The 24,029-nt window shown below is 67.6% G+C and carries 19 protein-coding genes; 16 read left to right on the forward strand and 3 right to left on the reverse strand.

The annotated features are described in order from the left end of the window. Nucleotides 1–141: 141 nt before the first annotated feature. The 7 genes from eccB (at nucleotide 142) to ACFV6V_RS06930 (ending at nucleotide 7,446) form a co-directional block, all read left to right on the forward strand. Entirely contained in the window at nucleotides 142–1,659 is a 1,518-nt protein-coding gene (gene eccB / locus ACFV6V_RS06900; RefSeq protein ID WP_385560146.1) for a type VII secretion protein EccB, read from the forward strand. 14 nt (nucleotides 1,660–1,673) lie between these two features. Continuing rightward, a complete protein-coding gene (gene mycP / locus ACFV6V_RS06905; protein WP_385560149.1) occupies nucleotides 1,674–2,891 on the forward strand; it encodes a type VII secretion-associated serine protease mycosin in 1,218 nt (405 codons plus the stop codon). Between the two features lie 250 nt (nucleotides 2,892–3,141). Beyond that, on the forward strand, nucleotides 3,142–3,615 hold the full coding sequence (locus tag ACFV6V_RS06910; protein ID WP_385560151.1) for a hypothetical protein: 474 nt from the start codon (nucleotides 3,142–3,144) through the stop codon (nucleotides 3,613–3,615). 6 nt (nucleotides 3,616–3,621) lie between these two features. Further along, the gene (locus ACFV6V_RS06915; RefSeq protein WP_385560154.1) at nucleotides 3,622–5,316 is read left to right on the forward strand and encodes a hypothetical protein; all 1,695 of its coding nucleotides are present in this window, start codon (nucleotides 3,622–3,624) and stop codon (nucleotides 5,314–5,316) included. A 24-nt stretch (nucleotides 5,317–5,340) separates the two neighbouring features. Then, entirely contained in the window at nucleotides 5,341–6,585 is a 1,245-nt protein-coding gene (locus ACFV6V_RS06920; protein ID WP_385560156.1) for a S8 family serine peptidase, read from the forward strand. Nucleotides 6,586–6,703: 118 nt separating this feature from the next. Next, nucleotides 6,704–7,081, forward strand: coding sequence for a WXG100 family type VII secretion target (locus ACFV6V_RS06925; protein WP_385560159.1), 378 nt, complete (start codon nucleotides 6,704–6,706; stop codon nucleotides 7,079–7,081). Nucleotides 7,082–7,140: 59 nt separating this feature from the next. Then, entirely contained in the window at nucleotides 7,141–7,446 is a 306-nt protein-coding gene (locus tag ACFV6V_RS06930) for a WXG100 family type VII secretion target (RefSeq protein ID WP_361288785.1), read from the forward strand. Between the two features lie 237 nt (nucleotides 7,447–7,683). Here ACFV6V_RS06930 and eccCa read toward each other — a convergent pair whose 3' ends face one another. Next, complete coding sequence (gene eccCa, locus ACFV6V_RS06935) at nucleotides 7,684–11,664, reverse strand: type VII secretion protein EccCa (RefSeq protein WP_385560162.1); 3,981 nt, start codon at nucleotides 11,662–11,664, stop codon at nucleotides 7,684–7,686. A 254-nt stretch (nucleotides 11,665–11,918) separates the two neighbouring features. On the opposite strand from eccCa, the gene eccD reads away from it, so the two are divergent. From eccD to ACFV6V_RS06965, 6 genes are all read left to right on the forward strand, one after another. Further along, nucleotides 11,919–13,454, forward strand: coding sequence for a type VII secretion integral membrane protein EccD (eccD, locus tag ACFV6V_RS06940; protein ID WP_385560165.1), 1,536 nt, complete (start codon nucleotides 11,919–11,921; stop codon nucleotides 13,452–13,454). Between the two features lie 224 nt (nucleotides 13,455–13,678). Then, the gene (gene rpsO, locus ACFV6V_RS06945) at nucleotides 13,679–13,969 is read left to right on the forward strand and encodes a 30S ribosomal protein S15 (protein WP_003958228.1); all 291 of its coding nucleotides are present in this window, start codon (nucleotides 13,679–13,681) and stop codon (nucleotides 13,967–13,969) included. A gap of 314 nt (nucleotides 13,970–14,283) precedes the next feature. Continuing rightward, nucleotides 14,284–16,518, forward strand: coding sequence for a polyribonucleotide nucleotidyltransferase (locus tag ACFV6V_RS06950; RefSeq protein WP_385560169.1), 2,235 nt, complete (start codon nucleotides 14,284–14,286; stop codon nucleotides 16,516–16,518). After that, nucleotides 16,515–17,894 (forward strand): M16 family metallopeptidase, encoded by a 1,380-nt coding sequence (locus ACFV6V_RS06955; protein WP_385560172.1) that lies wholly within the window; start codon nucleotides 16,515–16,517, stop codon nucleotides 17,892–17,894. The genes ACFV6V_RS06950 and ACFV6V_RS06955 overlap by 4 nt, the downstream gene beginning before the upstream one ends. Nucleotides 17,895–17,940: 46 nt before the next feature. After that, the gene (gene dapB, locus ACFV6V_RS06960; RefSeq protein ID WP_385560175.1) at nucleotides 17,941–18,720 is read left to right on the forward strand and encodes a 4-hydroxy-tetrahydrodipicolinate reductase; all 780 of its coding nucleotides are present in this window, start codon (nucleotides 17,941–17,943) and stop codon (nucleotides 18,718–18,720) included. 10 nt (nucleotides 18,721–18,730) lie between these two features. Next, nucleotides 18,731–19,183 carry a hypothetical protein gene (locus ACFV6V_RS06965; protein WP_385560178.1) on the forward strand — a complete coding sequence of 151 codons (453 nt, stop codon included), beginning with the start codon at nucleotides 18,731–18,733 and terminating at the stop codon, nucleotides 19,181–19,183. Nucleotides 19,184–19,241: 58 nt separating this feature from the next. Here the strand turns inward: ACFV6V_RS06965 and ACFV6V_RS06970 are convergent, their stop codons facing one another. Continuing rightward, nucleotides 19,242–19,832, reverse strand: a complete 591-nt coding sequence (locus ACFV6V_RS06970) for a hypothetical protein (protein WP_385560181.1) — start codon at nucleotides 19,830–19,832, stop codon at nucleotides 19,242–19,244. Between the two features lie 210 nt (nucleotides 19,833–20,042). Between ACFV6V_RS06970 and thyX the strand changes: the two genes are divergently transcribed. The 3 genes from thyX (at nucleotide 20,043) to ACFV6V_RS06985 (ending at nucleotide 23,683) form a co-directional block, all read left to right on the forward strand. Then, nucleotides 20,043–20,780 (forward strand): FAD-dependent thymidylate synthase, encoded by a 738-nt coding sequence (gene thyX, locus ACFV6V_RS06975; RefSeq protein WP_385560183.1) that lies wholly within the window; start codon nucleotides 20,043–20,045, stop codon nucleotides 20,778–20,780. 190 nt (nucleotides 20,781–20,970) lie between these two features. Further along, on the forward strand, nucleotides 20,971–21,870 hold the full coding sequence (gene dapA / locus ACFV6V_RS06980; protein ID WP_385560186.1) for a 4-hydroxy-tetrahydrodipicolinate synthase: 900 nt from the start codon (nucleotides 20,971–20,973) through the stop codon (nucleotides 21,868–21,870). Nucleotides 21,871–21,997: 127 nt separating this feature from the next. Next, nucleotides 21,998–23,683: a ribonuclease J gene (locus ACFV6V_RS06985; protein WP_385560188.1), complete on the forward strand. Its 1,686-nt coding sequence runs from the start codon at nucleotides 21,998–22,000 to the stop codon at nucleotides 23,681–23,683. A gap of 144 nt (nucleotides 23,684–23,827) precedes the next feature. On the opposite strand, the gene ACFV6V_RS06990 is transcribed toward ACFV6V_RS06985, so the two are convergent. Continuing rightward, on the reverse strand, nucleotides 23,828–24,029 hold a 202-nt coding region (locus ACFV6V_RS06990; protein ID WP_385560190.1), incomplete at its 5' end, for a hypothetical protein.

Genomic DNA, 24,029 nt, shown 5'->3' on the forward strand with positions numbered 1-24,029 from the left:
ACGGGCGTTGACCGGTCGATCACCCTACCGGAGCAGTGAGCACTAGGCGCCACCCGGCATAGTAGGGGGCGGCACGGCGGTCGGCCCCATGACCTGGGTCAGGGAGAACCGGCCGCCCAGCGGGGAGAGGGCAGCGGACAGATGGCATCACGTCGGGACGAACTCAACGCATACACCTTCGCGAAGCGGAGACTGATCGCGCAGTTCGTGCAGCCGAACACAACCGGCTCGGAAGAGGGGGCACCCCGGCCGCTTCGCGCGGTGGTTCCGGGAGCCATCGTCGCCGTCGTGGTCCTCGCTGTCTTCGGCGCGTGGGGCATGTTCAAGCCCGTGGCACCACGGGACTGGGACCGGCCCGGTGAGAACGTCATCATCGCCAGCAAGTCGACCACCCGCTATGTCGTGCTGAAGACCGGCAACAAGACGCAGCTCCACCCGGTGCTCAACATGTCGTCGGCGAAACTGCTCCTCAACGCCGACAAGGGCAAGGTCCTCAACGTCGACGAGTCGGTGCTCGACAACGGCAAGATCCCGCACGGTGCCACCCTCGGCATCCCCTACGCCCCCGACCGGCTCCCCGACGAGAAGGACGCCGGGGTCGCCAAGCGCTGGGCCGTCTGCGAACGTCCTGGCGCGGGAGGCAGGGCAATCCAGAAGGCCACCTTCGTCCTCGCCGAGCGTGAGGAGAAGAAGACCGAGGGAGCGAACCGGCTGCGTGGCGGTGAGCTGATGTACGTGGAGGCGGAGGGGATCCGCTACGTGGTCGATGACGAAGGCACCGCGTATCCCGTCGAGAAGGACGAGTTGCTGCTGCGCCAGATCGTGGGCCGTGGCCAGGTGGCCCAGCGCGTGTCCCGCGCGTGGCTGGACACCCTTCACAAGGGCGACACGATCTCGTTCCCCAAGATCCCCAACCCGGGCAGGGCCGCAGGCGTGCCCGGAAAGCTGCCGGATGACGTGAACAAGGTGGGCATGGTCCTCACGGCCACCGACGGCACCAGGAACCAGCACTACGTCGTCCTGCCCGGCCGGGTCGCCCCCGTCACCGACTTCACCGCGAAGCTGCTGCTCAACAGCCTGGATCTGGTCGACCTGGACCAGGACGGGCGAGCGCAGGCAGTCAGCGCCGCCACCTTCGAGCCGGGCGAGCCGTTCGGCCAGGACAAGGACTGGCCGGAGCGCGCCCCCGTGACGGTCAACTCTGCGAGCACCGACGAGGGAAGCCGCAACACCGTGTGCAACGTCCTGCGCGAGGTGGACGACGACGGCTCCACCACCCTCAGCACCTGGGCCGGCACCGACTTCCCCGCGACCCTGCCCACCGGGTCGAGCAGCGGCTATGTCACTCCGGGGTCCGGGCAGTTGTTCCGCCAGTTCAAGGGGTCCAGGACCGATACGGGCTTCCTCTTCCTGGTCACCGACACCGGACTGCGCTACGCCATGCAGTCCAACGGCGACAGCGCGACGGACGAATCCGGCATCGGCTCCTCCGGTTCGAAGAAGGAGAAGCAGGCCCGGATGCAGGAGGCCCAGCAGGCCCAGAACAGGCTCGGGTACAAGGGCGTCGACCCCGTACCGGTGCCCGCGGTCTGGTCGACCCTCCTGCCCACGGGCCCCCGTCTGTCCACCAGCGCGGCGACCCAGCCGCAGGGCTCGTGAGGACCGGGCCTGACATGACCTCCATGCACCGCCGCATACCGGCTGCCGCAGCGGCCCTCACACTCGTCTTCCTCAGTGTGCCGGCCGCCCCCGCGGTGGCGGATTCCACAGAGTGCACCTTCCCCAGCAAGAAGTACGAGGGCCGCCCCTGGGCGCTGCAACGCGTGCTGCTGGACGAGTTGTGGAAGCAGTCCACTGGCAAGAAGGTCCGGGTTGCCGTCATCGACACGGGCGTGGACATCAAGAATCCGCAGCTCACCCGTGCCGTGGACGTCAAGAGCGGCAAGAACTTCCTGCCCAAGAAGGACAAGAAGGGCCAGAAGATCGAGCGCGGCAACGAGAGCGGTACCTCGGACACCGTCGGCCACGGCACCAAGATCGCGGGCATCATCGCCGCTCGGTCCGCCGAGGGCACCGGATTCGTGGGCCTCGCACCCGATGCCACGATCATCCCGATCAAGCAGAACGACGCCGAGGGCCACGGCACGGCCGAGACCCTGGTCGATGCCATCAACCACGCGGTGGCCGAGAAGGCCGATGTCATCAACATCTCTCAGGACACGGCCAATGCCGTAAGCCCCACTCCCCGGTTGCAGGCGGCCGTCGACAACGCCCTCTCCAAGGAGATCGTCGTCGTAGCCTCCGCGGGCAACGACGGCCTGGGCGGCAACGTCAAGAAGACCTTCCCGGCCTCGTACCCAGGCGTCCTGGCCGTTGCCGCGTCCGACCGCAACAACGAACGCGCGGCGTTCTCCCAGTCCGGCGACTTCGTCGGCATCGCGGCTCCAGGCGTGGACATGATCTCCACCGTCCCCGGTGGCGGTCACTGCGCCGACAACGGCACCAGCTTCTCCGCCCCCTATGTGGCGGCTGTCGCAGCACTCATCAAGAGCAAGCACGGCAACTGGACCCAGGAACAGATCGTCGCCCAGATCCAGCAGACCGCGGAACGCTCCATCGCGGGCCAAGACCGGCTCGTGGGCTGGGGAGTCGTCGACCCGGTGCGGGCTCTGACCGAAGACGACAAACCCATCGAGAAGCCCGTCGCCCATGAGGGCGTGACCCGCGCAGAAGCCCCCACCCCGGCCACGTTCCACCTCGGCGAAACCGCCGAGGAACGCAACGCCCGCCTCGCGACCTACGCCGTGATCGGCGGCGCGGTCCTGGTCGCCGCGATCGTCGGCGGCGCGGTGACGGTACGCGACGCACGACGGCGGGCGCGGAACCCCTGAGCGAGGAGCGAAAGTTGAGTACGCGTACGGATACGGTCGCGGGTGGGAACCGCATAGGTTCCATAGATCGTCGACCAGTTGTGCCACCGGGTGTCAGGCCTGAAGTCGGGTGACCGTTAAGACACTTGGGACTGTCAGACTCTGTGGCTACAGTGTCTGTAGAGCACAAGTGAATGACCGGTCACCACAATCCACGATCGCAACGTTGTGAATTTTCTGTGATGACTGTAAACGGGGAGGATCAGTCGTAATGCTGCCAGCGGAGGACGGCGGCTGGAGTGGCAGCTCCAGTGGCACGGGCGACCTTGTACGCGGTGTCGGCGCATTGAGGACATTCCAGAAGCGTGTGAACGAACTTCTCAGCGATCTCGAGGGCGGCGCCGGCGGCAGCAAGTCGGTCGCCCAGCAGCAGATCTCGCGCGCGTCCTTCAGTGGCGCCAACATGAACTTCGCGGAGGCGGACGGTCTTTTCGGCCAGTACAACCGGGTCCACACCACGCTCGTCAATCTCTCGAAGTCGCTCGGTGACCAGATCGAGCTGCTGAGTATTGCGGTGCATGCGACGGATGTCGGCTTCGACAACGTCGAAGAGGACATGCGGTACCGCTTCCACCAGATCCAGACGCGTCTGGAAGAAGAGCGCCAGGCGCGGGAGAAGGCGCACGGCGCAAAGCCCGCGGGCGAGACGCACGACAACAAGCACGGCCAGAAGGATCTGGGGTGATCTCGGATGACTGACAGCAAAAAGCCGGAGTTGACCCCGCAACAGCAGTCGGCTGCGGCGGCCAAGCAGCAAACCACTGACTCGGCGCAGATCGAGACGGCGTATTCCGCCACCGACTTCTTTGTGCGCGGCCCGGGGGCACTGGGCATGCTCGGCTTCGGCTCGGGCGTCAGTCTGGGCAAGACGAGCTTTGAGGGCGTCCGACTCAACGACATGCTCGATCTTCTCGACAACTCCAATCCGTCGGACCTGGAGAACGCGGGCACCGCCCTCGTCGGCGCGAAGACCGCGCTCAACAAGGCGGCCGAGGAGCTCGCCCAGTACATCCAGGACACGGAGTGGAAGGGCGAATCGGGCACTGAGTTCACTCGGTACGGCAAAGAGCTCGTCTCGTACACGTTCGGCCTTGGCACCTTCGCCAACGCCGTCGGCGAACAGATGAAGGTCGCCAGCGAGGGCCTCACCTCCGTACGCAACTCGAAGCCCCCGCGCGACGGCCGGTTGGTCCAGAAGCAGGTGGAGGACTTCGCACTGCCGGAGCGCCGGGACGACAACCCCGAGTACGCCCAGGCGGTGAAGGCGGAGGGTCACCGCCAAGAGGCGATCAACCAGATGAACCGGCTGGCTTCGTTCTACACGGTGTCGGAGCACTACCTGGCTGGGCAGGAGCCGCCGAGGTTTCCGAAGGCGCTGGAAGCGGATGTGCCGAGGCCGACATCGCGACTCGAGGACCCCTCTGAGGGCGAGTCGGGCTCTGGTGTGGTGACCCCCCAAGCTGGGGAAGCAACTGTTTCGCAGCCGAGGCACCACGTCGATTCGGGTGATGCGAGCGACACGTCCCGTGTGGAAGCACTTCCCTCGGCCCCTCCCGTTCCGGGCCGTGACACGGCAGTGGAGATCGACAGTGTCAAGGCGCCGCCTGCGCCTCCCACAGCGCCCACACCTGTACCGACAGCCCCGCTGGCCCCTGGTCCCTCCGGCCCCACGCCCCCCTCGGTTCCGCCAGTGACGGTTCTTTCGAACCCCGTGCGCAAAGAATCGCCATGGTCACCGGGTGCCAAGGGCGTTCCCAGGACCACCAGCGGCCCAACGATGACTGGACGCGCCACCGGAGCGGGGCGCTCTTCAGGCGACCACGCTGCGACCGGCAGACAGGGCCCGGTAGGTCGGCCGTCGGGCCCCACGACGGGGAGAGTTGGAAGCCCGACCACTCAGGGACCTGCGGTTGGTCGGCCGGGCGGGCCAGGGCAGTCGGCTGCCGGACGCATGCCTCCGAATGCGACGAGTGGTCCGCGTGCAGGACGTGCGGACGGCATCGTCGGAGGTACTCCACAGCGTCCCACGACAGGCTCCGCTGGTTCGCGCATCCCGCGCGGAACCGTGATCGGTGCCGAGGGGCGCGCTCCGGGACGCGCGTCTGCGGCGAGTCCCAGTCGATCAGGAGTCGTCGGCGCGAACACGGGGAGCACCTCTCAACGTTCTGTTGGGAAGGGCACGCCGAGCGTCAACGGGGTGGTCGGTAACCCTCGCAGCGGATCTCAGGCTGCGACGCGGCCCACTTCCGGGGGCAGCGGTGGCCAGCGGAAATCCCGCAAGCAAAAGCAGGAGCGTGACGGTTCCACGCGTCCCGACTACCTGACAGAGGACGAGCAGACGTGGACGGCGCAACGGCGTGGTGCTGTACCGCCAGTGATCGACTAGGCAGACGGAAGGTCGGAAGTCGGAATGACAGCGGGAACAAGCCAGTTGTGGAGGCGGACCGCTCGGTGGGGTCTCGCATACGCGCTGGCCTGGACGCTTGCCGTGCCCATCGGAGTCGCAGTTGCTCCAGAGGCTGTCGCGGCGGACGTACGGTCCAAGCAGTGGTACCTGGACGCCATGCACGCCGAGGAGATCTGGAAGAAGACCACCGGCGAGGGCATCAAGGTGGCGGTGATCGACTCCGGTGTCAATCCGTCTACACAGTCACTCAAGGGGCAAATCCTCAAGGGATTTGACGCCTCGGGAATGGCGGGGGACGAGACTGACGACTATGAGGGACATGGGACAACCATGGCGGAACTGATTGCGGGGACTGGAAAGGGAGGCGGTCTGCGCGGTCTAGCACCCGGCGTTAAGATCATCCCAATGCGTATCTCTGATACGGAGCGTCAGAACAAAGGCCCGGTGAATGCATCCGACGCCCCGGATGCCATCCGTGCTGCGGCGGACAGCGATGCGCAGATTATTAGCATGTCGTTCGGTAGTGAGTTCTCCAGTCCGAAGGAGCGGCAAGCAGTCAAGTATGCTCAAAGCAAAGGAAAACTGTTCTTTGCTGCCGCTGGCAACTCGGGCCACAAGGATAATAAGCCAAACTATCCCGCAAACTATGATGAGGTCGTAGCTGTTTCCTCGACCGACAGCTCAGGGACAGTTAGCGATCACTCCCAGCACGGCGACAACGTGGATATCGCCGCCCCCGGCAGTGACATCCCATCCTGGTGCGACACCAGCTTCACCCGCTATTGCGATAGTGGAGGTACCAGCGCCGCTACCGCCCTCGCCTCCGCCTCTGCCGCGCTGATCTGGTCCCTTCACCCCGACTGGACAGCCAACCAAGTGCTCCGCGTCATGTTCGAGAGCGCAGCCCGAGACGATAACTGGAAGCCCGGCACGGTCAGCACCTACCTGGGCCATGGAATCGTCCGTCCCAATGCCCACATCAGTCGTGGCATCGGCAAGCCCGGCGCAGCCGATATCAGTCCTCTGACCAACAAGACGACAAACGGTAGCGGCCCGTCCGGTTCACCTGCCCCATCCGCATCAGCGGCGCCGCAAGCTCCCAAGCCCGGCTCCGACGCAGTCGCGGCAGGCTCAAGCGGTAAGACCGAGGACGACGGTCAACTGCTCATGGTGCTCGGCGGAGCCGCAGCCGTCGTGGTCCTCGCCGGTGTCGTGTTCGCCGTGCTCCGCCGGCGACGGAGCGCCTGACGGCCCTCACGCTCTACCAGCACCCCGCCAAGCCACATCAGAAGACCATCACTGCGTGCGCGCGTGCAGCACAGGCACGAGCGTGACCGAGTGAGAACTGAAGAAACGGAGAGGGAAGATGTCAGGAATCCAGAAGGTCGGCGATCAGAGTCTCAAGGGTTTCCAAGACGAAATCAGCATGCAGTTCGAGGGCATCAAGGGGCAGCTGAAGAACCTCCAGGGAGTCATCGACAGCCTCGAAGGCCACTGGAAGGGCATCGGTGCAGGTGCCTTCAACAAGAAGCAGGACGAGATCAACCAGGCCATGGTGCGCATCGCGAAGCTGCTCCTGAACTTCCAGGAAGCGATTCAGCTCACGCGTACGACCGCCACCGCCACTGACCACGACATCGAGCAGGCACTTACGGGTGTGGATGTCACCGCCGGATTCAGCGGGGATGCGGGCGCGACCGCAAGGGCGACCAATCTCAACCCTTCCAACATCGCCTCCCTCTGAACACCGTCGAAGTTCAGTAGTTCCCCAGCATCCATACAGCAACGCTCCTTGGAGGACCTGTGTCACAGCACCCCAACGACCGCATGGTCGTCACGTACCACTCCCTGGATCAGGCAGCCGCAGCCATTGACAAGCAGGCGGGTGACCTGAACACGGCTCTGGAGGCCCTCCAGACGAAGCTCAAGGGCATCTCCGACGACTTCGAGGGTGAGGCCAAGACCGCGGCGGACGGTGCTCACAAGAAGTGGGACACCGAGGCCAAGAGCATTCACGAGTCCCTGAAGGGAATCGCCAGGGCGGTTCGCGACGCGGCTCCGGCGTACCAGGCCGGCGACCACAAGGCGCGCAGCTACTACGACTTCTAGAAGCTGAGCGATACGACGCCATAAGGGTGGGCACGCGCGGGAGGTGCCCACCCTTTGGCGTGTGGTCAGGGCAACGGAGATCGCGGCTACTGAGCCCGGGCCGCTGCGCGCACGCCGGCGGGAGTGCACAAGAGGCACGGCCCTTCTGAGAAGGGCCGTGCCTCTTGCTGTGGCCGGACTGCTCTCAGCCGGCACCGCTCGGTGCGGAGTGGACGTCCGAGACCCCGCCAGGGGCGGTCACCCGTCCCCGTGCAGCTCCGGCATCAGCCCCGTCTGGACGAGAGGGTTCCCCCGCTGCCGTGACACGAAAATGCCCCGGCCCGCAGGCATCGGGCGCATGCGGACGCCGCCGAGGACGTCGCCTTCCTGCGGGTCGCCGGAGAGCAGCACACCTTGGGCGCCGAGTTCCATCATGCGCTGCATGAAGGATTCGTAGGTCGCCCGGCTCGCACCGGCCGCGCTGCGGGCGATGATGAAACGGACGCCCACGTCACGGGAGAAGGGAAGCAGTTCCGTCAGCTTGGACAGCGGGTTGCCGCTTGACGTGGACACCAGGTCGTAGTCGTCGACCACGACGTACACCGTGGGTCCGCTCCACCAGCTGCGGTCGCGCAGCTGCTGAGACGTGACGTCGGCGGACGGCGTACGGCGCTGCATGAGCTCGTGGAGCGCGTCCACGTGGTGGTCCATGTTGTTGGACATCGGGACGTACTCGGCCAGGTGCGAGGCGGGAGTGACGTCCATCAGGGCGCGACGGTTGTCGATGACGAAGAACTTGCAGTCGTTCGCGTCGTAGCGCTCCGTCAGCTGCTTGATGAGTAGCCGCAGAAGGTTCGACTTGCCGGACTCACTGTCGCCGAACACCAGGAAGAACGGGTCGCGCTCGAAGTTGACGAACACCGGTTCCAGGTTGTTCTCGTCGATGGCGAAGGCGATGCCCCTGTTCGGTTCCGCGTACCCCGTGGGGAGGTTGCCGGCCGGAAGCTCGCGCGGGAGCAGCCGTACCTGTGGTGCGCCCGGAGCCGTCCAGTGGCGGGCGACCTCCTGGGCCATCGCGGCGGTCGCCTCCGACAGGTCGCTGTCGGAGTTGATGCCGTCGATCCGCGGCACCGCGGCCATGAAGTGCAGCTTCTCCTGAGTGAGACCGCGGCCGGGCACACCGGTCGGGACATTCACGGCGGCCTTGCGGTCGAGCTCCGAGTCCATGGTGTCGCCGAGCCGCAGCTCCAGGCGGTTCATCAGATGGTCCTTGAGGTTGGCCCGGACCTCCATCGAACGCGACGCGGTGAGGACCACATGGATGCCGAAGCCGAGCCCGCGGGCCGCGATGTCGACCACGGCCGGCTCCAGGCCCTCGTAGTCGGTGCGGAAGTTGCCCCAGCCGTCGATGATCAGGAACACATCACCCCACGGCTGGTCCGTCACGGAGATGTCGCCGCGGGCGCGCAGGCGCCGGTACGTACCGATGGAGTCGATTCCGGCACTGCGGAAGTACTCCTCGCGCCGCGTCATGATCCCGTACACCTCGGCGACCGTGCGCCGCACCTTCTCGGGGTCCAGACGCGAGGCGACCCCGCCGACGTGCGGCAGCCCGGCGACCGACGACAGACCGCCACCACCGAAGTCGAGGCCGTAGAACTGCACCTCGTGCGGGGTGTGGGTGAGCGCGAAGCCGGTGATGAGGGACCGCAGCAGCGTCGACTTCCCGGACTGCGGGCCACCGACGATCTGCATATGGCCCGCTGCTCCGGAGAAGTCCCGGTAGAGGGTGTCACGGCGCTGCTCGTACGGCTTGTCGACCACGCCCAGCGGTACGACGAGCTGTCCCGCGCCGTCGAAGCCGGGCTGTGTCAGCCCGCGGCCCTGTACGGCTGTGAGCCCTGGCAGCAGTTCGTCCAGCGTCGGCGGGTTGTCCAGCGGGGGCAGCCACACCTGGTGGGCCTCCACGCCGCGGCCCTCGAGCCTCCGCACGATCACATCGAGCACCGAGTCGGCGAGAGCGTCGTCCTCCGCTGTCCGCGCCTCCGGTACGGAAGCGCGGACGGACGGCGCGAGGTAGCGGACCGGCACCGGCAGGGCCGTGAACTGCACGGGCTGGCGGTCCACGGGCAGCGGACCACCGGGTACCGCGGCCTGGCTGCCGTTCGCGTGGTACACCCCGGAGACGTACGCGGCCTTGAACCGCACCATCTCGTCCGTGCCGAACTTCAGATAGCCGGAGCCGGGCACGTTGGGCAGATGGTAGGCGTCGGGAACGCCGATCGCGGCGCGCGACTCCGCCGCGGAGAACGTACGCAGACCGACCCGGTACGACAGATACGTCTCCAGGCCGCGCAGCCGGCCCTCCTCAAGGCGCTGTGAGGCCAGCAGCAGATGCACGCCGAGCGACCGTCCGATACGGCCGATCTGGACGAACATCTCGATGAAGTCGGGTTTGGCGGTGAGAAGTTCACTGAACTCGTCGATGACGAGCACAAGCGACGGAATGGGACGCAGCGGCGCGCCGGCCGCGCGTGCCTTCTCGTAGTCGTGGATGTTGGCGTAGTTGCCCGCGTCGCGCAGCAGTTCCTGCCTGCGGTTCAGCTCACCACGGATCGAGTCGCCCATGCGGTCGACCAGCGTCAGATCGTCCGCCAGGTTGGTGATCACCGCGGCGACATGCGGCATCTGGGACATGCCCGCGAAGGTGGCGCCACCCTTGAAGTCCGCGAGGACGAAGTTGAGCGTCTCCGACGAATGTGTCACGGCGAGACCGAGCACGAGCGTACGGAGCAGCTCGGACTTGCCCGAACCGGTCGCGCCCACGCACAGGCCGTGCGGGCCCATGCCCTCCTGCGCCGCCTCCTTGAGGTCCAGCATGACCGGAGTGCCGTCCTCGCCCACGCCGATCGGCACCCGCAGCCGCTCCGCCTGCGCGCGAGGCCGCCAGGTGCGGCTCACGTCGACGGAGGCGGCGTCGCCGAGATTCAGCAGATCGGTGAAGTCGAGGTTCGCGAGCAGCGGTTCGTCGTCGTCACCGCCGCTGGCCATCCGCAGCGGGGCGAGCTGCCGGGCGAGCGCCTCGGCGGCCGGGAGGCCGAGCGAGTCCGGCGCACCGTCGTAGACCACGCCGTGTCCCGACTCCAGGCGCAGGGAGTCCGGGTGCACGACGATGGAGAGTCCGCCGCGCGGGGCTGCCAGGTCGCCGGGCACGACCTCGATGAGTGTCACCCCCTGAAGGCCTTCGGCTGCTGCCAGAGCCGACATCGGGGGCACGGACCGGCCGTCGAGCACGACGACGATGTGCGGCTGGTCGAGCAGCGGCTGGCCGCCACCCTGGAACCGGGGGCGGCCTTCCAGCCGGGAAGCGAGCAGGTCCTGTAGTTCCCCTGCGTCCGTGGCGATGAGGCGCCGGCTGCCCGCGCCGTCGCCGGCACCCGGTGCCTGGACGTGCGGCAGCCACTTCGCCCACTCCCAGTGCGGGGCCGACTCGGTGCCTGCGGCGATCGCGATGACCAGGTCCTCGGGGGAGTGCAGGGCGGCAAGCGAGCCGACCATCGCGCGCACGGCGGAGCGCACGGACTCCGGCTCTCCGCTCACGGACAGGTGGTAGAAGGCCCGCAGGGACACCGCCATCGGCAGTCCGTCGAGTACACCGTGGGTGCTGAGGAACTTCTGCACCGCACCTGCCGTGAGCGGCTCCAGCTCCTCGACGGGGCCCGTGTCGGGCGCCACGAGCGGTGTGGCCAGCTGCTGGCTGCCCAGACCGATGCGCACCTGGGCGAAGTCGTCGTCACCGATTCGGCGCTCCCACACCCGGCTGCCCTCGGCGACCAGGGCCCACAACTGCTCGGGGGACGGATACAGATAGAACTGCGCATCGCGCTGCAAGCGTGCCGTCTTCAGCACGGAACGCCTGGTCTGCGTCAGGTACTTGAGGTAGTCCCGGCGCATGTCGGCGAGTTCGCCCTGGGTACCGCGCCGGTATCGCACCAGCATGGCGATGGCCATGGCGACCGTCGACGCGATCATCACCATACCCATGATCCGCATGATGGGGCTCGGCGTCATGAAGAAGAAGACGACCGAACCGCCCATGCCGAGCATCGGCAGCAGCTGCATCATGGCGCCCTCCTGCTGACCCCTCGGCAGCTCGGGCGGTGATTGCAGTTGCACCTGCTCGCCGGGCACTTCGGGTGGCAGGCCCCGTGGTGGGCGTTTGACGACGATTTGACTCACAGCTCACCAATTCCCTTGCCGGATGGCGGAGTTCCTATCAGCGCCCCCGTGGCGACGGAATCCATCCGCGGGGAGGGATCCTACTTGTGCGGGGGTGACGGGGTGGGGGGTAGGGTTGCGCAACGTGTTTGCGCACGCATGAAATACCGCTCAAATACCGTTCAGATAACGCGGAAACCGAGTCAACCGAGTCATTCGGAACGCATAACCGACCGAGGTCCATGCGATTCACGAGGGGGAAGCAGCAAGTGAGTATGACGGCCCCAGCGGCGGCTACCGGAAGCGGTCACCAGGGTCCCGCTCCTTCATCAGGTTCCTCGGGCCCTTCCGGTCCCTCCGCTTCATCCGGTGGCGGCACCGGCTTCTGCCGGGTCACGGTCGTCGCACCGGACGGTCGCGTCGATGTCGCGCTGCCCGAGGACATCGCCATCGCCGACCTCTACCCGGAGATCCTCCGGCTGTCCGGGCAGAGCCCCGCGGCGGGCGCACCGGTCGGCTACCACCTCGTCCGCCGCGACGGCAGTGTGCTCGACAGCGCGCGTTCCCTCATGGCCCAGCGCATCCTCGACGGCGAACTGCTGTCGATGCGGCCGTTCGCCGAGTCGCTGCCGCCGGCGGTGTTCGACGACGTCTCGGAGGCCGTCGCCTCGGCGGTCGCCCGCGACCGCACGCTGTGGACCGACGGCCTGATGCGCGGGGCCGGGCTCTTCGGCGGCTCGGTGCTGCTGGTGCTGCTCGGGTTCGTCCTGTGGACGGCGGACCCGCGCCACGACATGCACGGCCTGCCGGGCATCCTGGCGGCCATCGCGGGCGTCCTGCTGCTCGCGCTCGCCTGCGTACGGGCACGGGTGTACGACGACCGCGGCTCGGCCGTGGCCCTGGGCCTCGGCGCGATGGCGAATGCCGCGGTGGCCGGTGCGGGACTCCTGCCGGTGGCCGCGGGCCAGGGCATCGGACGCCTGCAGTTCCTGCTGGCCTGCGCCGCCGTGCTGGTCGTCGCGGTGATCCTGATGATGGTCGCCCCCGGCGGTGACGGCCCGTTCGTCGCGTTCGCCTTCGCCGCAGCCATCGGTGTGCTCGTCACGTTCGCGGCGATCCTGACCGGGATGGAGCCGTCCGAGACCGCCGCGGTGTGCTCGCCGCTCGCCGTCGGAGCACTGGCCTTCCTGCCCGGCCTCTCCACACGCTTCGCCAGGCTTCCTGTCGGATTCGAGCCGCCGCGCAGTGCGGCCGGAGGCTACGGGGCGGAGCCCGCCCCGCAGGGCCCGGTCGACGCGGAGCGGATCGCCGCCCAGGCGCGCCGCGGCCATGAGCTGCTCGTGGGGCTGGTCGGCGGCTGCGCGCTGCTGGCCGTCGGGTCGGCCGCGGTGCTCGGGTTCTCCGACAACCTGTGGGGCCAGTTGCTGGCTCTTGCCACCGGTATCGCCATGCTGATGCGCGCCCACCTCTTCCGCTACACCGCCCAGGTCGGCTGCGCCCTCGCGGCGGGCCTCGGCGCTCTGGCCCTACTCGGCATCGGGCTGTGCCTGAATCCGCCCGGCGAACTGATCCACGCCGCTCTGAAGGGGGACGGCGCCGGACTGGACATCCGTACGATCTGGCTGTCCGCCGCGGTCGCCGCCGTAGCCGCGCTGATCACCGCCATCGGGCTGATCGTCCCGAGCAAGGGTGTCACCCCGTTCTGGGGGCGCTTCCTGGAGATCGCGGAGACGTTCGTCCTGCTGACGCTGGTGCCCCTGTGCCTCGCGGTGTTCGACGTCTATCACTCGATCCGGGCGCTGACCTCCTGAGGGACCCGGGCGGACGTCGACGGACCAGCGGGAGGCCTTTCCGCTGACCGGGTGCCCCGAGCTGGTACCCTGTGTGACGGCCGTTTGTGTACGCGCCCTCAGCCTCGGTTTCACGCAGCTGGGAGCAGCGCCCATCGTGCCTTCGCCTCCGAGTCACGGAAGCTCCCCTGAGAACAAGACCAGGGGCACTCGCAGGCGCGCGAACACCAAAAGAGGAGTACCGAGTGTCTCTCGACGCCGCTACCAAGAAGCAGATCATGGCCGAGTTCGGCACCAAGGAGGGCGACACCGGCTCCCCCGAGGTCCAGGTCGCGATGCTGTCCCGCCGTATCTCGGACCTGACCGAGCACCTCAAGACCCACAAGCACGACCACCACTCCCGCCGTGGTCTGCTGATCCTGGTCGGCCAGCGCCGCCGCCTGCTGCAGTACCTGGCCAAGAAGGACATCCAGCGCTTCCGTGCGCTGGTCGACCGCCTCGGCATCCGCCGCGGTGCGGCCGGCGGCGCGAAGTAAGACGCCGTGAAGGGAGCGGTTCCCACATTCAGGGGGCCGCTCCTTTTGCTGTACATGCGGTCCTGCGGTTCACCTCAGTAACCTGGTGACAGCGCAGTACCGAAAAGCGGCACACAGCCGCACGCACCACGCACCACAGACAACGCAATACCGAACGAGGAGGAGTGCCCCTCCGCCGCCGGTCCTCGGTAGTGGCCCCCGGAACCATTGCCCGGGTGCTTCGATCGAAGACCGGCCCGCATACAAGGCGCGCTTCTCCGACCACCGTCCCCATGCCGCACGGGCAGGGGGACGCAGACGAGGAGATATCGCTAGTGGAGAACGAGACCCACTACGCCGAAGCCGTGATCGACAACGGTTCCTTCGGCACCCGCACCATCCGCTTCGAGACGGGCCGCCTGGCCAAGCAGGCCGCCGGTTCCGCCGTGGCGTACCTGGACGACGACACCATGGTGCTGTCGGCCACCACCGCGTCCAAGAACCCCAAGGACCAGCTCGACTTCTTCCCCCTGACGGTCGACGTCGAGGAGCGGATGTACGCCGCGGGCAAGATCCCCGGTTCGTTCTTCCGCCGGGAAGGCCGCCCGTCCGAGGACGCGGTCCTGACCTGCCGCCTGATCGACCGGCCGCTGCGCCCCTCCTTCAAGAAGGGCCTGCGCAACGAGATCCAGATCGTCGAGACGATCATGGCGCTCAACCCCGACCACCTGTACGACGTGGTCGCGATCAACGCCGCCTCCTGCTCCACGCAGCTGGCCGGCCTGCCCTTCTCCGGCCCGATCGGCGGCACCCGTGTCGCGCTGATCAACGGCCAGTGGGTGGCGTTCCCGACCCACACCGAGCTCGAGGACGCCGTCTTCGACATGGTGGTCGCGGGCCGCGTCCTGGAGGACGGCGACGTCGCGATCATGATGGTCGAGGCCGAGGCCACCACGAAGACCATCGAGCTGGTCAAGGGCGGTGCCGAGGCGCCGACCGAGGAGGTCGTCGCCGCCGGTCTCGAGGCCGCGAAGCCCTTCATCAAGGTGCTCTGCAAGGCCCAGTCGGACCTCGCCGCGAAGGCTGCCAAGCCGACCGGTGAGTTCCCCGTCTTCCTCGAGTACCAGGACGACGTCCTCGAGGCCCTCTCGGCCGCCGTCAAGGGTGAGCTCAGCCAGGCGCTGACCATCCCCGGCAAGCAGGAGCGCGAGGCCGAGCTGGACCGCGTCAAGGGTCTGGCCGCCGAGAAGCTGCTCCCGCAGTTCGAGGGCCGTGAGAAGGAGATCTCCGCCGCGTACCGCTCGCTCACCAAGAGCCTGGTCCGCGAGCGTGTGATCAAGGAGAAGAAGCGCATCGACGGCCGTGGCGTCACGGACATCCGTACGCTCGCCGCCGAGGTCGAGGCCATCCCGCGCGTGCACGGCTCGGCCCTGTTCGAGCGTGGCGAGACCCAGATCCTGGGCGTCACCACCCTCAACATGCTGCGCATGGAGCAGCAGCTGGACACCCTTTCCCCGGTGACCCGCAAGCGCTACATGCACAACTACAACTTCCCGCCGTACTCCGTCGGTGAGACCGGCCGTGTCGGTTCGCCGAAGCGCCGCGAGATCGGCCACGGCGCCCTGGCAGAGCGCGCCATCGTGCCGGTGCTGCCGACGCGCGAGGACTTCCCGTACGCGATCCGCCAGGTGTCCGAGGCCCTCGGCTCCAACGGCTCGACGTCCATGGGCTCCGTCTGCGCCTCCACCATGTCGCTGCTGAACGCCGGTGTGCCCCTGCGGGCCCCCGTCGCCGGTATCGCCATGGGACTGATCTCCCAGGAGATCGACGGCCAGACCCACTACGTCACCCTCACCGACATCCTCGGTGCGGAGGACGCCTTCGGTGACATGGACTTCAAGGTCGCCGGTACGAAGGAGTTCGTCACCGCCCTCCAGCTCGACACCAAGCTGGACGGCATCCCGGCCTCCGTCCTGGCCGCGGCCCTCAAGCAGGCCCGCGACGCCCGCCTCCACATCCTCGACGTGATGATGGAAGCGATCGACACCCCGGACGAGATGTCCCCGAACGCCCCGCGGATCATCACCGTCAAGATCCCCGTGGACAAGATCGGCGAGGTCATCGGCCCCAAGGGCAAGATGATCAACCAGATCCAGGAGGACACCGGCGCCGAGATCACGATCGAGGACGACGGCACCATCTACATCGGTGCCGCCGACGGCCCGGCGGCCGAGGCCGCCCGTGCCACGATCAACGGCATCGCCAACCCGACCATGCCGGAGGTCGGTGAGCGCTACCTGGGCACCGTCGTGAAGACCACCACCTTCGGTGCGTTCGTCTCCCTGCTCCCGGGCAAGGACGGCCTGCTGCACATCTCGCAGATCCGCAAGCTCGCCGGTGGCAAGCGCGTGGAGAACGTCGAAGACGTGGTCGCGGTCGGCCAGAAGATCCAGGTCGAGATCGCCGAGATCGACCAGCGCGGCAAGCTCTCCCTGATCCCCGTGGTCGAGGGCGAGGCCGAGTCCGACAGCGACTCCGCCGAGGGCGAGAAGGACGACGCCGCCAAGTGACGTCACCTAGTTCCAGGACGACGGCCCGCACCTCTTCGGAGGCGCGGGCCGTCGCCCGTACCCAAACGCTTCTCAAGGGCGAGCACGGCATCGGCACCGTCCGCCGGACCGTGCTGCCCGGTGGGCTGCGCATCGTCACCGAGACGCTCCCTTCCGTGCGCTCCGCCACCTTCGGGATCTGGGCGCACGTCGGCTCCCGCGACGAGACCCCGTCGCTGGGCGGCGCCACCCACTACCTGGAGCACCTCCTCTTCAAGGGCACCGCGCGCCGGTCCGCCCTCGACATCTCCGCCGCGATCGACGCGGTCGGCGGTGAGATGAACGCCTTCACGGCGAAGGAGTACACCTGCTACTACGCGCGGGTGCTCGACACCGACCTGCCGCTGGCGATCGACGTCGTCTGCGACATGCTCACCGGCTCCCTGATCCTCGAAGAGGACGTCGACGCCGAGCGCGGTGTCATCCTCGAGGAGATCGCGATGACCGAGGACGACCCGGGTGACGTCGTCCACGACCTCTTCGCGCGCACCATGTTCGGCGACAGCCCGCTGGGGCGCCCGGTCCTGGGCACGGTCGACACGATCAACGCACTCAACCGGTCGCAGATCGCCCGCTTCTACAAGAAGCACTACGACCCCACGCACCTGGTCGTCGCCGCCGCCGGCAACGTCGACCACGGCACGGTCGTCCGGCAAGTCCGCAAGGCCTTCGACCGCGCCGGGGCGCTGGCCAGGACGGACGCCCAGCCGATCACCCCGCGCGACGGCCACCGCACGCTCAGGACCGCGGGCCGGATAGATGTGCTCGGGCGCAAGACCGAGCAGGCTCACGTCGTCCTCGGTATGCCGGGCCTCGCCCGCACCGACGACCGCCGATGGGCCCTCGGCGTACTGAACACGGCACTCGGCGGCGGCATGTCCTCGCGCCTCTTCCAGGAGGTACGGGAGAAGCGGGGCCTCGCCTACAGCGTGTACTCGTACACCTCGGGCTTCGCCGACTGCGGACTCTTCGGCGTGTACGCGGGCTGCCGGCCCAGCCAGGTCCACGACGTGCTGAAGATCTGCCGTGACGAGCTCGACCGGGTCGCCGCCGAAGGACTGTCCGACGACGAGATCACCCGGGCCATCGGCCAGCTCTCCGGCTCCACGGTGCTCGGGCTCGAGGACACCGGTGCGCTGATGAACCGCATCGGCAAGAGCGAGCTGTGCTGGGGCACTCAGATGTCGGTCGACGACATGCTGGCGAACATAGCCGCGGTCACACCCGACGATGTCCGGGCGGTCGCGCGCGATCTTCTCGGGCAGCGTCCCTCGCTGGCGGTGATCGGTCCGCTGAAGGACAAGCAGGCGGATCGCCTGCACGAATCCGTCGCATGACGCCCGCAGAGCCCACAGAGTCCGACTCGTAGAGAGAGCACAAGCAATGAGCAAGCTGCGCGTGGCCGTCCTCGGAGCCCAGGGCCGTATCGGCTCCGAGGCGGTTCGGGCGGTCGAAGCCGCCGACGACATGGAACTCGTCGCCGCGCTCGGCCGGGACGACAAGCTGGAGACCCTCGTCGAGAACGGCGCACAGGTCGCGGTCGAACTGACCACCCCCGCATCGGTGATGGGCAACCTCGACTTCTGTGTGCGCCACGGCATCCACGCCGTCGTCGGCACCACCGGCTGGACCGACGAGCGCCTCGCGCATCTGCGTACCTCGCTGGAGGCTTCCCCCACCTCCGGTGGGGAGACGCCCACCCCGTCGACGGGTGTGCTCATCGCGCCCAACTTCTCGATCGGCGCCGTACTCACCATGAAGTTCGCCGCCCAGGCCGCGCGCTACTTCGAATCGGTCGAGGTGGTCGAGCTGCACCACCCGAACAAAGCGGACGCCCCTTCCGGCACTGCCACTCGCACGGCCCAGCTGATCGCCGCGGCCCGGGCCGACGCGGGCCGCGGCGATCAGCCCGACGCGACCGTCACCGCGCTGGACGGCGCGCGCGGTGCGGATGTCGACGGGGTGCCGGTGCACGCCGTACGGCTGCGGGGACTGCTCGCCCATCAGGAGGTGCTGCTCGGCGGGGAGGGCGAGACCCTCACCATCCGGCACGACTCCCTGCACCACAGCAGCTTCATGCCGGGCATCCTGCTCGGTGTGCGCCGTGTGGTGGGCACACCCGGGCTCACCTTCGGCCTTGAGAACTTCCTCGACCTGGACTGAGACCCCACCCATGCGCGCGAAGATCACCTACGTCATCACGGCTGCCGTCCTGGTCGTCTACTTCGTCCTGGTCGGCAGCCGGGGCGTGCTGCTGCTCCGGCACGGCACGGTGCTGACCGTCACCTTTGGTGTGGCGGTGCTGATCCTGCCGGTGATCGGGCTCTGGTTCCTCTGGAAGAACACCCGCTTCGTCCAGAAGGCCAACGCGCTCGCGGCCGAGCTGGACGCGGAGGGCGGGCTGCCGGTCGACGAGCTGGTGCGTACCGCGGGCGGTCGTATCGACCGGGACTCGGCGGACGCGGTCTTCGCCAAGCGCCGGGCCGAGACGGAGGACTCGCCGGATGACTGGCGATGCTGGTTCCGGCTGGCCGTGGCGTATCACGACGCCCGGGACACTCCGCGCGCCCGTAAGGCGATGCAGCGCGCGATCGCCCTGCATGACGGCAAGCCCGTCAGCGTCTGACGGCACACGGGCCCGGGCTTCCCCAGCAGGGCCCGACCCGGACGGAATGCCCTTGCGCCTACTGGCCGGGGGCGGCCACGGGCTGCGCCGCGGGACCGTACTGGGCGCCCCAGGCCTCAACCGCGTCCGCAGCCCTGTCGAACGCCTCGACCCGCGAGAGGAAGTCCGCGTTGTGGTCGGTGAGCAGCGGCAGCGGCTCATCGCCTCCCCGGATCAGCGTCAGAGCCTGCCCCTGGACGGTGCGCGGCAGGCCCAGCCAGCGCACCGGCTGCTGCACGGTCCGCAGCGCCGTGACCTGTCGCCATTCGACGGTGGATGTCGAGAAGAATCCGGTACGGCGCACACCGTGCCTGCTCACCCAGGTGCCCATGCGCAGCAGCCGCAGCGCCGCGGCGATCACCAGCAGTGCGAGGCCGAAGCACAGCCCCGCGCCGGGCAGGGCACCGGTGAAGGCGACGATCAACGATGCCATGAGCACGAACGACGCGAGCAGCAGGAGCACCGCCGCGGCTGCCACGCGCCAGGGGCCCGGGCGGTACGGCCGCCGCCACTCGTCATGGTCATCGAACGGCAGTGCGACATCGCCGTCGGTCGTCGAGGTGTCAGAGGTGTCAAAGGCTCGGTCGGCCGTCAGGAAGGGCAGGGGCACGGCTGATCCTCACTCGTCACGCACAACAGGCTGTGACGGGTGAGGCTACAGAGGCGGTCAGCCACGGGCCACCCCAGGGGTCCGAAAGGGGCCGGCACCCCTCGGAAGGGGCGCGGTCGGACCTGCCGCGACGGTCGGACGATCGCTGTGAGTGCCGAGCCGTAGAGTGGGACGCCGCCCGAGTTGAAGCAACTGGAAGGACACCCGCCGGTGACCGACACCCCCGCCGACATCAAGCCCAGCTTCCGCAGCGATGTGTCCGTCGAGCTGGTGAAGCACACCGCCGGCGACTCCGACGTGCTGTGGGCGGCCCGGGTCTCCACCGCGGGCGAGCAGTCCCTGGACGAGCTCTCCAAGGATCCGGAGCGCTCAAAGGGGTTGATCAATTATCTGATGCGGGACCGCCACGGCAGCCCCTTCGAGCACAACTCGATGACCTTCTTCATCAGCGCCCCGATCTTCGTCTTCCGTGAGTTCATGCGTCACCGCGTCGGCTGGTCGTACAACGAGGAGTCCGGGCGCTACCGGGAGCTTCAGCCGGTCTTCTACGTCCCGGACGAGGCCCGCAAGCTGGTCCAGGAGGGCCGCCCCGGGAAGTACGTCTTCGTCGAGGGCACCCAGGCCCAGCAGGACCTCACGGGCCGTGTGATGGAGGACTCCTACCGCCAGGCGTACGAGGCGTACCAGGAGATGCTCGCGGCCGGGGTCGCCCGTGAGGTGGCCCGCTCGGTGCTGCCCGTGGGTCTCTACTCCTCGATGTACGCGACGTGCAATGCCCGCTCGCTGATGCACTTCCTCGGTCTGCGCACCCAGCACGAACTCGCCAAGGTGCCTTCCTTCCCGCAGCGGGAGATCGAGATGGTGGGCGAGAAGATGGAGGAGCACTGGGCCAAGCTCATGCCGCTCACCTATGCCGCGTTCAACGCGAATGGACGTATCGCCCCATAAGGGACAGATGTACGGTTCAGCCTGACTCGGTGTCCGTATTGCGGCGTTTCGAGAAGTTCATCTAGGCTGATCAAACGGACCCGGCACTGCCTGAACCCCCGAGCAGGCAGTGCCGGGCTCCACAGGTCACGGCATACGTCACGTCCCCCGAGGGGGACCTACCCGCTGAGCAGCGAGTAGCGTGTTACCCATGGCTCCGATCTCCACTCCGCAGACCCCCTTCGGACGGGTCCTCACCGCCATGGTCACGCCGTTCACGGCGGATGGCGCACTCGACATCGACGGCGCGCAGCGGCTCGCCGCCCACCTGGTGGACGCAGGCAATGACGGCCTGATTGTCAACGGCACCACCGGCGAGTCCCCGACCACGAGCGATGCGGAGAAAGACCAGCTCGTCCGGGCTGTCCTGGAAGCGGTCGGAGACCGGGCCCACGTGGTCGCCGGAATCGGCACCAACGACACCCGCCACAGCATCGAGCTCGCCCGCGCCGCCGAGCGCGCGGGAGCACACGGCCTGCTCGCCGTCACGCCGTACTACAACAAGCCCCCCCAGGAGGGCCTGTACCGGCACTTCTCGGCCATCGCCGACAGCGCCGGGCTCCCCGTGATGCTGTACGACATCCCCGGCCGCAGCGGGGTGCCGATCGACACCGAAACGATCGTGCGCCTCGCCCAGCACCCGCGTATCGTCGCGAACAAGGACGCCAAGGGCGACCTCGGCCGCGCGAGCTGGGCCATCGCCCAGAGCGGTCTCGCCTGGTACTCCGGCGACGACATGCTCAACCTTCCGCTGCTGTCGGTCGGCGCCATCGGCTTCGTGTCCGTGGTCGGCCATGTCGTCACCCCCGAGCTACGCGCTCTCGTCGACGCGTACACCGCCGGAGACGTACAGAAGGCCATCGAGATCCACCAGAAGCTGCTCCCGGTCTTCACCGGAATGTTCCGGACCCAGGGCGTCATCACGACCAAGGCGGCACTCGCTCTCCAGGGGCTGCCCGCGGGACCGCTGCGTCTGCCGTTGGTCGAGCTCACCGAGGCCGAGACCGCGCAGCTCAGGCTCGATCTCGCCGCCGGCGGGGTACAGCTGTAACCACAGACTTCACAACTGAATATGAACCAACTGAACAAGCATCACATCAATGACAACAGCAAGCGCATGAATGTCACGCGCGCCACGTGCCCATGCGGTACGTGGCGCGCGTGGTGAGGAGAGTCTTTTGAGTCATCCGCATCCCGAACTCGGCGCTCCGCCGAAGCTCCCCCAGGGCGGTCTCCGCGTCACCCCGCTCGGCGGTCTCGGTGAGATCGGCCGAAACATGACGGTCTTCGAGTACGACGGCCGGCTCCTGATCGTCGACTGCGGCGTCCTCTTCCCGGAAGAGGAGCAGCCCGGTGTCGACCTGATCCTTCCGGACTTCAACGCGATCAAGGACCGGCTCGACGACGTCGAGGGCATCGTGCTCACGCACGGCCACGAGGACCACATCGGCGGCGTTCCGTTCCTGCTCAGACTGAAGCCGGACATTCCACTGATCGGCTCCAAGCTCACCCTCGCCCTCATCGAGGCCAAGCTCCAGGAACACCGCATCCGTCCGTACACCCTCGAGGTGACCGAAGGCGACCGGGAGCGCATCGGCCCCTTCGACTGTGAGTTCATCGCGGTCAACCACTCCATCCCGGACGCCCTGGCCGTCGCCATTCGCACCCCCGCCGGCATGGTCGTGCACACCGGCGACTTCAAGATGGACCAGCTCCCGCTGGACGGCCGCCTCACGGACCTGCACGCCTTCGCCCGGCTGAGCGAAGAGGGCATCGACCTGCTGCTCTCCGACTCCACGAACGCCGAGGTCCCCGGATTCGTCCCAGCCGAACGCGATATCTCCAATGTGCTGCGTGGCGTCTTCGCCGGTGCCGACAAGCGCATCATCGTGGCCAGCTTCGCCAGCCATGTGCACCGCATCCAGCAGATCCTCGACGCCGCGCACGAATACGGCCGCAGGGTCGCGTTCGTCGGCCGTTCGATGGTGCGCAACATGGGCATCGCCCGCGACCTCGGCTACCTGAAGGTCCCAGCCGGTCTCGTCGTGGACGTCAAGACGCTGGACGACCTGCCGGACCACGAGGTCGTGCTCGTCTGCACGGGTTCCCAGGGCGAGCCGATGGCCGCGCTCTCCCGGATGGCCAACCGCGATCACCAGATCCGCATCGTCCCGGGTGACACGGTCATCCTGGCTTCGTCGCTCATCCCCGGTAACGAGAACGCGGTGTACCGCGTCATCAACGGCCTGACCCGCTGGGGTGCGAACGTCGTCCACAAGGGCAACGCCCGCGTCCATGTCTCGGGCCACGCCTCGGCAGGCGAGCTGCTGTACTTCTACAACATCTGCCGCCCGAAGAACCTCATGCCGGTCCACGGCGAGTGGCGCCATCTGCGCGCCAACGCGGAGCTCGGAGCCATGACGGGCGTCCCCAAGGACCGCATCGTGATCGCCGAGGACGGCGTGGTCGTCGACCTCGTCGACGGCAAGGCCAGGATCTCCGGCAAGGTCCAGGCCGGTTACGTGTACGTCGACGGCCTGTCGGTCGGAGATGTCACCGAAAGCTCCCTCAAGGACCGCCGCATCCTCGGAGACGAGGGCATCATCTCCGTCTTCGTCGTGGTCGACTCGACCACGGGCAAGATCGTCGGTGGCCCGAACATCCATGCGCGCGGCTCCGGTATCGAGGACAACGCGTTCGACGCGGTGATCCCGAAGGTCCAGGAAGCCCTCAGCAAGTCCGCGGCGGACGGCGTCGCCGAGCCCCACCAGCTGCAACAGCTCATCCGGCGGACCATCGGCAAGTGGGTCTCCGACACCTACCGTCGACGCCCGATGATCCTGCCTGTGGTCGTGGAGGTCTGACACACCGTTGGGTGATCCTGGAGCGGAGCGGCCCTCGATTTGCATCGGCTGCTCCGCTCCAGTACGTTTACGGCTCCGCCTGAGCGAAACCCCGGACACACTCGTGTGCACGGAGGACGTCGCGAAGAGGGTGGAAATTCCGACTCAGAAGTTCTGATAAAGTCGGATCAGCCGAAAGGCAAAGGCCCTCCAACGGCCACTGGAAACAGAATCCGAACCGGGAACGGAACGGAAAATGAATCTGGTAAGGTTGGAAACACGAAGGGAAGCGCCCGGAGGAAAGCCCGAGAGGGTGAGTACGAAGGAAGCGTCCGTTCCTTGAGAACTCAACAGCGTGCCAAAAATC

Source organism: Streptomyces sp. NPDC059828 (assembly GCF_042731955.1).
Lineage (GTDB): Bacteria > Actinomycetota > Actinomycetes > Streptomycetales > Streptomycetaceae > Streptomyces.